Raw genomic sequence first — 8,377 nt, 5'->3', positions numbered from 1 at the left:
CACCGAGTCGGCAATCAAACGCAACCAACGAATCGCTCGAACCCATGGGCGATTGTTGAGGTCCGGCTTATCGGTCGAAGACATCATTTTGCATTTATATCGCGCAGGTTTTCACGATAGCAGAACTGCGGTAAAACGCACGCCCAGACGTTGCCAACTAGTTCCCATGCAGACAGTCCAGACAACTATGGGTAGGACATTCGACCGCTTGAGGTCAAGTATGGTGCCGAAATAGGTCCGCGGGGTTCACGCTTTCCCTTATGCGGCGACCAAATATTCCAATCTTCTGCCCCCACCGGCACAATCGCTTCGGACCACTCTACAGTACCCAATGCCAACCCACGTTCACGCTCGGGTAAGCCGCTTCGGCGCCACGACCACTAGCGCGATGCCTCCGAGAATGGCCAGGCCAGTCCAACTCAGGCGCTGCGTCCAAGCTTCCCCCAGCAGAAGTGTTCCGCCAATAGCCGCGAGAAGCGGCACGCTCAGCTGCACCGTAGCGGCGGCGCTGGAGCGCAAATGCGGCAGGACGGTGTACCAGACGATGTAGCCAAGCCCAGAGGTGATGGCACCAGAACACACTGCGTACGCCACACCGGTGCTGCTCACCGAGAGCTGCGTGACGCGCACAACGACCAATAGCACAGCAAACGGGACAGACCGCAAGAAGTTGCCAGCCGTGGTGGCGCCGGCATTGAGCGACTTTTTGCCATGCAGCGAGTATGCACCCCAGCCCACGCCTGCAGCCATCATGAGAACCGCGCTGCCCAGCGGCGGCGCGCTCAAGCCGGGCAGCAGCAGCGCTACCAGTCCGCCCATGGCAACCACCAGCCCGAGCCACTGGCGCGCGGACAAGCGTTCGCCCCGCCAAAGACTCGTACCCACCATCGTGGCCTGCACGGACCCGAAGAGCAACAACGCCCCAACGCCTGCAGGCAAACTGACGTATGCAAACGAAAATGCGGCCGCATAAGCCGCCAACCAGAAGGCCGGCACCCAACCGCCACTCGTGGTTGGCGACACCCCGCGAAGCCGCATCACGACCACGAGCATCGCGGCGCCTGACATCAGACGAATGGCAGCAAAGCTGGCCGGGTCGATGGCGTCGCTTTTGAGCGCAACGCGGCAAAGCAGCGAGTTAGCCGCAAAGGCCAGCATCGAGAGCAAGGTCAGTAGAAAAACGGAAAAATATTTCGACTGCATCAGGTCAAGTATGGCAAATCAAGAGGTTGCACTCTTTTTCACCGACTGCACGCCCCCCATACACGGGGCAAACACTTTCTCTCCATTTTTAAACGCTTCAGCCCGCTGCTCGCAACGCCGCAGTACTTCCCGCCGCTGATCGTTGCTGTAGGCAACCCACCAGTCACGCTCGTCCTGCGTGCGAAAACACCCCCTGCACAGGCCAACTTCCGGGTTCATCTCACAAACATTGATGCAGGGTGAACGCACCTGTATTGGGGTAATTGCATTGGTATTCATCTAGATCTTTCTCAAAGCGGATATTCGTTCCAACCAGCAGACCCGCGCCTGGTTGATGCCACGGTTCGCGTGTTGACTGCGCGCTACGCCTCTCTCGACCACTCGGTCGAGTCCCAAAAATCATCCGCGTGGCGCGCGCCGCGAATCAATGCTGCCAAGCCGGCCTCCTCCTCACACTGGCGCAGGCAGGCCTCAAATTCGGGTGTCAGCCCACGATAGACCTCCATCCAGGTGTGACAACCATCTTGCACTCCAGGACGTCGCTTAAGCTCACCCGGCACGCCACACAGGTCAAACACGCGTTGCTGTAGCCCCTGAACGCGTTGCTGCAACGCCAGCGCTTGGTCAGCCGGAACGCGATAGTAAATGTAGCGATCCATGGCATCTCCTGTCAGATTTGCTGAAACCTCGCATGCGTTGCAGCCGCGATTTCGACGGCCATCATGTCACAGGACCCTACCACCGCAATGTCCGTGGCCGCAGCAGCGCCCCGACCGCTGCCGGAATTGCGATACCCACAACGTACCAGATGCCGATGAAAGGTGCCCCCGATTCCGGGCAATGCAAGGCATATACCAATGCGGCCAGCGCACCCGCCAGCAAGCCGGCGCTGGCGCCGGCCCATGCCGGGCGGGTCGGCGCCAATCCCTTCATCACCCAGAACGTCGCCACGAACAGCGGCAGTGAAATCAGGGCGATGCTAAATGGACAGGTTTTCCAGGTCGCGCCCAGAATCGCCGGCGCGCTGCTCCGGGTCGGCGCCAAGCAGCACCAGCGCGCTGCAACCAGCCACAGCAACAGGACCGGGGCGGCAAGCGCAGCCCAGGCACCGCCCACCCGCATGCCAGGGCGCGCCAGGCGTTCAGTGGCAATATAGGCCGCCAGTGCCAGAACGCCGGCAAACGCCATCTTGACCCAAAATATCAACTCGCCCATGGCTTGTGCCAGGTCTGCGCGCAGGCCATGGGTCAGCACCAGAAGCAGCACCGCGCCGACAATGCCAAGGCCAAGTGCGAGGGCGAAACGCCGGCCCACGCTATGTGTGGGCACTGGGGCAGCCCCGGTGGCGAGCAGGGAAATTAGATCGTCGGTCTTCATGTGTTTCCCCTGATTCTGGCTGCCAGCGCTTTCAAGCCCCGGTGAACACCTATTTTGACGGCCGACTCCGACATGCCGGTTAGCTGTGACGTCTCCACCACCGACCGCCCTTCAAGCTTGACGTGCACTATGGGAAGCCGCTGCCCGTCGGGCAGACTGGCGAGCATTTGACCCAGGTCCTTGCGGGCATCTGACGCATCGGTGTCGGATGCGGCAAAGACTTCCAATTCGTCATCCAGCGGATCGGTCAGCGCCTCGCGCGCGGCCCGGGCGCGCAGCAAATCCACCAGTTTGTAGCGCGCGATGGCATACACCCAGGCCGTGAGTGGCTGGTCGCTGCGGTAGGTATGGCGCTGGTTGTGTACCGCCAGCAGTGTTTCTTGCACTAGATCCTCCACGTCGTCGGGTCGTTGAAAAAGCCTCTTTCTGTAGTAGGCCCGCAGGTGCGCGCTTAAGGCTTTCAGAAAACAGTGGTAGGCCGCAGCATCGCCCTGCAAACCTTGCAGTAACGACTCGCGCAACAGTCTCTCGCTTTGCGCGAACCGGTCATCCATTACTACTGTTCGTTCCATGCGGGCATTGGGTTACAGGAAAGCGCAAAAAAATATTTTTTGCAAATAGTTGTTCCAACTGTAACCGGCGGGCCGTGTGCGGCGAAGTACCTAGCAATCGGAAAGCAAATCATGAATACAGACCGTTCAGTTCAAAAACATGGCTTGGCGCCTTAGACGGAATGACAATGAGCCATCTCACACAAATCGTTCACCCAGCGTGGCTGCGCGCCATGCACTGGCTCAATGCCCTGGCAGTGGTGGTGCTCATGATGAGCGGCTGGAGAATCTACAACGCCACCGCGTTCCTCGGCTTTGCGATCCCGAAGGACATCACGCTCGGCGGCTGGTTAGGCGGCGCCTTGCAATGGCACTTCGCAGCGATGTGGCTGCTGGCGGCCAATGGTTTGCTGTATTTGTCCTTCAATCTGGGAACCGGTCGCCTGTGGCGCAAATTCTTCCCCCTATCGGGCGCCGCCCTGCTGGCGGATGTTCGGGCGGCGCTTCAGGGCAAGCTGGCCCATGCCGACCCCCGGCACTACAACACGGTGCAAAAGCTGGCCTATTTGCTGGTGATCGCCGACAGCCTGGTGCTGGTGCTCTCCGGGCTGGTGCTATGGAAGTCTGTGCAATTCCCGCTGCTGAGGGAGCTGGTCGGCGGCTATGAGGGCGCGCGGCGGGTTCACTTCTTCGCCATGGCCGTGCTGGCCGCCTTTGTGCTGGTCCATCTGCTGATGGTGGCGCTGGTACCGCGCACTTTGCGCACCATGGTTCGTGGTCATTGAGAAAGCCCAAAGTATGAATATCAAGAGCCCTTTGCGCCTGGTAGTCGATGGAGATCTGGTGCTGAAAGAAGCGACCCGGCGCAGCTTTCTGCGCCGCTCGCTCACGCTGGGCGGTCTGGCCATGCTAACGGGTTGTTCGCTGGTCGATGAGGCCAGTGTGGACACCGCCCTGAGCCGGATTTCACGCATCAATGACGATGTGCAGGGATGGCTGTTCGATCCCAACCGGCTGGCCCCGACCTATCCCGAGTCGATGATCACTCGGCCCTTTCCCTTCAATGCCTACTATGGTGAAGACGAGATACGGGAAATTGAGGAGAGCAGCTACCGCCTGGAAGTTACTGGCCTGGTCGCCGACCGTCGCCAATGGACTCTGCGCGAGCTGCGCGCCATGCCGCAAATCGAGCAGGTCACCCGTCATATTTGTGTGGAAGGTTGGAGCGCGATTGGCAAATGGGGCGGTGTCTCGTTTGCCAGCTTTCTGCGCCGCGTAGGCGCCGATCTCAGCGCCAAATACGTGGGCTTCAAGTGCGCCGACGACTACTTCACCAGCATTGACATGGCCACCGCACTGCACCCACAAACCGTGCTGGCGCTGACCTATGACGGACAACCGCTGCCGCCCAAGTATGGATTCCCGATGAAACTGCGCATGCCCACCAAGCTGGGATACAAGAATCCGAAACACATTCAGGCGATTTTCGTCACCAACACTTACCCCGGAGGCTACTGGGAAGACCAGGGGTACAACTGGTTCGGAGGTAGTTGAGTCCAACCGCTCGACTGCCCTGAAAACTCTGGCAATTCCGCCAATTCACCACCACTTCAATGGAACTCACCATGAAATCGATCACTACCGCCCTCTTGTCCGCCACCCTGTTGATTTCGGGGGGCGCGGCCTACGCCCAAGACGCCATGCACAAGGACGCCATGTCCAAGGACGGCATGCAGAAAGAAGCGATGGCCAAAGATGCCATGCACAAGGATGACATGTCCAAGGACGGCATGAAAAAGGACAGCATGAAGAAACCCACCGTCAAGAAAGACACCATGATGAAGAATGACAGCATGGACAACGATGGCATGAAAAAAGATGCGATGGCCACCGATGCAATGGGCAAAGACGAGATGAAGAAATAGGGAGCGCAGCCATGCATGGTCTGTCTCCCTCAACCAGGCTTGGCCAGTTCGCCGCAGTCGCGGCGCTGGCTCTGACGACTTTGGCCCCGGCCTGGGCCAACCCCCGCTTGCCGGAAATACAAAGCAGTGCGCCCGCGGGAACGGCAGCCAATTTGCAGACTGCCGTCTTCGCAGGCGGCTGCTTCTGGGGCGTCGATGCCGTGTTCAAGCACGTCAAAGGCGTCTCAGACGCGGAGTCGGGCTATGCCGGGGGTCGCTCAAACACCGCAGATTACGAGCAGGTCAGCGGCGGTGCAACCGGCCATGCGGAGGCGGTGCGCGTGCGCTTCGATCCGTCACAGGTTTCTTACCCGCAATTGCTGCAAGTATTTTTCAGCGTCGCGCACGACCCCACCCAGCTCAACCGACAAGGCCCGGACACAGGCACGCAATATCGTTCAGCGATCTTCTACACCAACGTTGAACAAAACAAGGCGGCGCTGGCCACCATCCGCCAGCTCGACGGCGCACACACTTTCGCCAGACCCATCGTCACGCAGCGGGCACCGCTTGCGCAGTTCTACCGGGCCGAGGAGTATCACCAGAACTACCTGGCATTGCATCCTCAACAACCGTATATCGTCTTCAACGACATGCCCAAATTGAAACAGTTGCGTCAACAATTTCCAGCCTTGTACAGATAAAAGAACCAACCCCTTTGGCGGGACAGTATGGAAAGGCATCCGCACCCTGTTCTTGCCCAGGTGCCGCGCTGGCACCATTTCAACACGCGCTGTAGGCACCTTCAATTGCACCGCAGCTTGACAATGGCTTTGGCATCCTGCCCAAAGTCGCCGCGCAAGACCGCCCGACTATCGCGATGGCCTGCAGACAGGCGGCTTCATGGGTATCCCGGTACGGAGTCTGGTGATGGAAGGCGCGAGGTGCGAGATGCACCGCACGGTGCTTGTGGCCTATAACTTGGGGCCATGCGCGTGCTTGACCGGGCTTAACAACAAACTCCCTACTTCTGTGGCTGCTTTTGTCTAAGTCGGCGCAGCAATCGAAATATTGCCAAGCCCAGGCCGGCAACCAGCAGCAAGGCTATCAATGAAGCCAAGATCGCATGCTGAAGAATCCAACCAGCCGAACCAATGGCAACATTGAGCCAACGCGGAAGGAAATTGAGCGGCGTGCCATGCACTTGATGCAGAAATATCGCACCGTCGAAGTCATGGGACAGGGCGGTGTGCATACGCCCGGATGTCTCAAGGCGACTGAACCCGGGCTGCCCCACGCAACAGGCGCTGACTTCAAGTCGATGAAAAATCGGATGTTGACAGCCCTGCCAGTGCGCGCTCTACGCTGAAACGCGCATCATCTGGAAGCGGCTTGGCGGCCAGTGCCGTCACGACGGCCAGACCCTGGGCAGCGTCGGCTTCCGAAGTATCCATGGCGGCGCCGTCCAATGCGAATACGCCAATGGTGTAAAGCTGGTCCCCTAACGCGCTATGGAGGTGTTGACCCATTGAAGGAATCGATTCGCCCAATGAGTTGTAATGAAGGTGACTGTGATGAGCCCACAGGATCATCTTCGGAAAATGGTCTAGCAACGCCAATGCCAGTTTGGCATTGAGCGTATCGCGGGATTGCTGGTACACCTTCATGGACTTGTTGGCAGCCAACCAATCGCTGCATTGCTGCAGCCGGTAGCGCAACATCGTGGGCACGAGTTGGAGGGCGGCGACATGCCTTGCCGGTCGACGAGCGCCGACAGCGATTGCTGCCGAGTCATCAAGCCAACGCTCGAGTTCCGACAATGCCTGCGTAACGGTTTGACTGCTTTTGCATTCGAGCGATGGACTCAAAATCTTGGTCCACTCGCCAACCTTCTGATCGCTGACGTTCGGATCGAGCGCCTGCACCGACGCGAGAAATGCACCTAGGCTTTTTTCCGCCGAACCACCATACGCGCGCGCCATACCGGGCTGCAGATCAAAACTGGTGAGGTAGATCGCAGGTGCGCCGGATTGTGGTTGCAAAGCTTCAGCAATCACCGCTTCCATTGGTGCGGTCTGCCACAGGCCGAACAACGCCTCACGGGTAAACAACTCCGCGACGGCGGAACCCGAAACGCCATTTGCATAGACATGTTCCTGGGCAGTCCATGCATCAATTAGCGAACCTTCCAACGCGAGCACGTCGAATCCCTTGCGTTCGTGCAGATAACGCACAAACCTTTGACGGACCAGTGGCATTTCCTGCGGAACATGAATCGATTCGCCCAGGGCAATTGCCCTGCGCGATCCGACCGCTGCATCAAGAAATGTGTAGTCGTCTGTTCGATAAGGTTTGTCGAGGTCCAATGGATGCACCTGCGAATCGGCCGCGCAAGCTTGGGTGAGGATGGCCAAGCCGAGCAAGCACGCACACTGGCAAACCAGCGATCTACCCATGCGCATGATTCTCTTCCCCTCAATTCCTGTGTATGAATGGCTGCATGACCCAGAGAACTCCGACGAGCCCCATCAGTGCGACGCAGATGGTGGCGACTCCAAGCTTATGCGAACGCATCCAGCCCCCGATGCCAAAACTGAAGAGCGTCAGGACGATGCCTAGTAGAAACAACGTTGTGAGAGGTTCCTGCTGCGCCCGAAGAGCTTCTGGCAGCGTCGCGGTGTTCAAAGTAACCGTCACCGAGAAGGTAGAGCCCAACGTGAAAATCAGAAAACAGATACCTGCGCAGGCCGCCAACAGGGCCGTCCAGCTGCCAATCCGGCGCGTTGACTGAGAAATCAGCAACGTCCCGTAGAAAGCAAACGCAAAACCGGCGAGCACTGAACTGACGAAAGCGAGCTGTTGATATCCTGTCATGGTCGTCACTTCAACGTTGGGAGGCTGGGCACCGGATCATTACTTTGCGTTCGACGAGTAGGCTAACTGCCTGTGCAAAAGTATCGCACCCTGGAACCATCCTGATACAACGGGTCTCCCCTGAGATGAATATCTGGTTTCCCAAGAATTTGCGTCACATCGGCTCAAATCACCGTGCGCATGCTGCGCGGCCACTCGTCCGGCTTGCCTGGCACCGATTGCCGCAACAGTTTTACCTTCGAGCCAATGCCAAGCTACGCCGACGACACGCGCCAAGCGCTAGCGTCTGTGCAGCTAAAACATCTGCCGGGCGAAATAGCGGTGTATTGCAACGACGGCGTCACCTCAATCGAACTGCTGGTGGCTGCGGTCACAGGCCGCCAACGGTGGCCGAAATGGGTCGCGATCAGACCACCAACTTGCCCTTCAGCTCAGCCCCGGGGCAGCACTACCTGGTCAACCAAGTAG

13 protein-coding genes are annotated in these 8,377 nt (G+C 58.7%); 5 read left to right on the top strand and 8 right to left on the bottom strand.

The genetic code is table 11. From position 1 onward, the window contains the following. Positions 1-345: 345 nt before the first annotated feature. The 5 genes from IPI80_RS13435 to IPI80_RS13415 form a co-directional block, all read right to left on the bottom strand. Positions 346-1,203 carry a DMT family transporter gene (locus IPI80_RS13435; protein ID WP_413860890.1) on the bottom strand — a complete coding sequence of 286 codons (858 nt, stop codon included), beginning with the start codon at positions 1,201-1,203 and terminating at the stop codon, positions 346-348. An 18-nt stretch (positions 1,204-1,221) separates the two neighbouring features. Then, on the bottom strand, positions 1,222-1,482 hold the full coding sequence (locus tag IPI80_RS13430) for a DUF1289 domain-containing protein (RefSeq protein ID WP_413860888.1): 261 nt from the start codon (positions 1,480-1,482) through the stop codon (positions 1,222-1,224). An 83-nt stretch (positions 1,483-1,565) separates the two neighbouring features. Continuing rightward, complete coding sequence (locus tag IPI80_RS13425; RefSeq protein WP_413860886.1) at positions 1,566-1,862, bottom strand: DUF4936 family protein; 297 nt, start codon at positions 1,860-1,862, stop codon at positions 1,566-1,568. Positions 1,863-1,938: 76 nt separating this feature from the next. Further along, positions 1,939-2,580 (bottom strand): NrsF family protein, encoded by a 642-nt coding sequence (locus IPI80_RS13420; protein WP_413860884.1) that lies wholly within the window; start codon positions 2,578-2,580, stop codon positions 1,939-1,941. Next, on the bottom strand, positions 2,577-3,152 hold the full coding sequence (locus IPI80_RS13415) for a sigma-70 family RNA polymerase sigma factor (protein WP_413860882.1): 576 nt from the start codon (positions 3,150-3,152) through the stop codon (positions 2,577-2,579). Before IPI80_RS13415 ends, IPI80_RS13420 begins: the two co-directional genes overlap by 4 nt. Positions 3,153-3,313: 161 nt before the next feature. Here IPI80_RS13415 and IPI80_RS13410 point away from each other — a divergent pair, with 161 nt between their 5' ends. From IPI80_RS13410 to msrA, 4 genes are all read left to right on the top strand, one after another. Next, the gene (locus IPI80_RS13410; protein ID WP_413860892.1) at positions 3,314-3,916 is read left to right on the top strand and encodes a cytochrome b/b6 domain-containing protein; all 603 of its coding nucleotides are present in this window, start codon (positions 3,314-3,316) and stop codon (positions 3,914-3,916) included. A 13-nt stretch (positions 3,917-3,929) separates the two neighbouring features. Beyond that, on the top strand, positions 3,930-4,685 hold the full coding sequence (locus IPI80_RS13405) for a molybdopterin-binding protein (RefSeq protein ID WP_413860880.1): 756 nt from the start codon (positions 3,930-3,932) through the stop codon (positions 4,683-4,685). Positions 4,686-4,756: 71 nt separating this feature from the next. Then, a complete protein-coding gene (locus tag IPI80_RS13400) occupies positions 4,757-5,056 on the top strand; it encodes a pentapeptide MXKDX repeat protein (RefSeq protein ID WP_413860878.1) in 300 nt (99 codons plus the stop codon). Positions 5,057-5,067: 11 nt separating this feature from the next. Continuing rightward, positions 5,068-5,739, top strand: coding sequence for a peptide-methionine (S)-S-oxide reductase MsrA (msrA, locus tag IPI80_RS13395; protein WP_413860876.1), 672 nt, complete (start codon positions 5,068-5,070; stop codon positions 5,737-5,739). 320 nt (positions 5,740-6,059) lie between these two features. Here msrA and IPI80_RS13390 read toward each other — a convergent pair whose 3' ends face one another. The 3 genes from IPI80_RS13390 to IPI80_RS13380 all read right to left on the bottom strand — a co-directional run bounded on the left by IPI80_RS13390 (position 6,060) and on the right by IPI80_RS13380 (position 7,909). After that, entirely contained in the window at positions 6,060-6,290 is a 231-nt protein-coding gene (locus tag IPI80_RS13390) for a hypothetical protein (RefSeq protein ID WP_413860874.1), read from the bottom strand. Between the two features lie 58 nt (positions 6,291-6,348). Then, on the bottom strand, positions 6,349-7,449 hold the full coding sequence (locus IPI80_RS13385; RefSeq protein ID WP_413860872.1) for an erythromycin esterase family protein: 1,101 nt from the start codon (positions 7,447-7,449) through the stop codon (positions 6,349-6,351). A 61-nt stretch (positions 7,450-7,510) separates the two neighbouring features. After that, positions 7,511-7,909: a hypothetical protein gene (locus IPI80_RS13380; RefSeq protein WP_413860870.1), complete on the bottom strand. Its 399-nt coding sequence runs from the start codon at positions 7,907-7,909 to the stop codon at positions 7,511-7,513. A 174-nt stretch (positions 7,910-8,083) separates the two neighbouring features. On the opposite strand from IPI80_RS13380, the gene IPI80_RS13375 reads away from it, so the two are divergent. Further along, positions 8,084-8,377, top strand: a complete 294-nt coding sequence (locus IPI80_RS13375) for a serine hydrolase (protein WP_413860868.1) — start codon at positions 8,084-8,086, stop codon at positions 8,375-8,377.

Source organism: Candidatus Aalborgicola defluviihabitans (assembly GCF_016705985.1).
Lineage (GTDB): Bacteria > Pseudomonadota > Gammaproteobacteria > Burkholderiales > Burkholderiaceae_C > Allorhodoferax > Allorhodoferax defluviihabitans.
Note: the sequence above shows the minus strand (reverse complement) of the source record. Positions and strands in the feature narration are given on the sequence as shown.